2 protein-coding genes are annotated in these 1,169 nt (G+C 44.7%); both read left to right on the forward strand.

The window, feature by feature from the left end:
* Window positions 1–421, forward strand: a 421-nt coding sequence (locus tag AB5935_RS25305) for an efflux RND transporter periplasmic adaptor subunit (protein WP_368327789.1), incomplete at its 5' end; no start/stop codon positions are given.
* A gap of 16 nt (window positions 422–437) precedes the next feature.
* A partial coding sequence (locus tag AB5935_RS25310; RefSeq protein ID WP_368327790.1) for an efflux RND transporter permease subunit occupies window positions 438–1,169 on the forward strand: 732 nt, incomplete at its 3' end.

Genomic DNA, 1,169 nt, shown 5'->3' on the forward strand with positions numbered 1-1,169 from the left:
TATCACAGGCGTTATCGACCAATCTACCGGTTCGGTAAGCATCCGTGCCATCTTCCCGAATAAGGAACATGTATTGCGTAGCGGAGGTACTGCAAACGTTCTGATTCCTTATGCTATGGAGAATGTAATCACTATACCGCAGTCTGCAACAGTAGAAATCCAGGATAAGAAGTTCGTTTATGTTCTGCAACCGGACAACACGGTAAAATATACAGAAATCAAAATCTTCAATCTGGATAACGGAAAAGACTACTTGGTTACTTCCGGTCTGAATTCAGGAGATAAAATCGTAATCGAAGGAGTACAAAACCTGAAAGATGGCCAGAAGGTTCAGCCTATCACACCGGCGCAAAAAGAAGCAAACTATCAACAACATTTGAAAGACCAACACGACGGTAATTTAGCCACAGCCTTCAACTAATAATCAGATAATCATTATGAAATTAGATAGATTTATTAACCGTCCGGTACTATCAACCGTTATTTCTATCCTGATAGTCATCCTGGGGGCTATCGGATTGGCGACACTGCCTATCACGCAGTATCCGGACATCGCGCCTCCTACCGTTTCGGTAAGAGCCACCTATACGGGAGCCAGTGCATCGACCGTATTGAATTCCGTGATTGCTCCGTTGGAGGAACAAATCAACGGTGTAGAAAACATGATGTATATGACCTCAACTGCGTCAAACACGGGTTCCGGTGATATATCCATATATTTCAAACAAGGAACAGATCCGGACATGGCCGCCGTCAATGTACAAAACCGTGTCTCTATGGCACAAGGTCTGCTGCCTGCCGAAGTAACTAAAGTCGGTGTAACCACTCAAAAACGCCAGACTTCCATGTTGGTAGTATTCTCTCTTTATGACGAGACGGATACCTATAGCGAATCGTTTATTGAAAACTATGCTAAGATCAACCTGATTCCTCAAGTTCAACGTGTACAGGGTGTAGGTGATGCCAACGTTTTAGGTCAGGATTATTCTATGCGTATCTGGTTACGACCGGATGTCATGGCACAATACAAGCTCGTTCCCGGTGATGTTTCCGCTGCTCTGGCAGAACAGAATGTCGAAGCTGCTCCAGGACAGTTCGGTGAACGCAGTGACCAGACTTTCCAATATACCATCCGTTATAAAGGACGCTTGCAACAGCCTGAAGAGTTT

This window comes from Phocaeicola sp. RTP21198st1_B8_RTP21198_201120, from assembly GCF_040929485.1.
Classification (GTDB): Bacteria; Bacteroidota; Bacteroidia; order Bacteroidales; family Bacteroidaceae; genus Phocaeicola; species Phocaeicola dorei.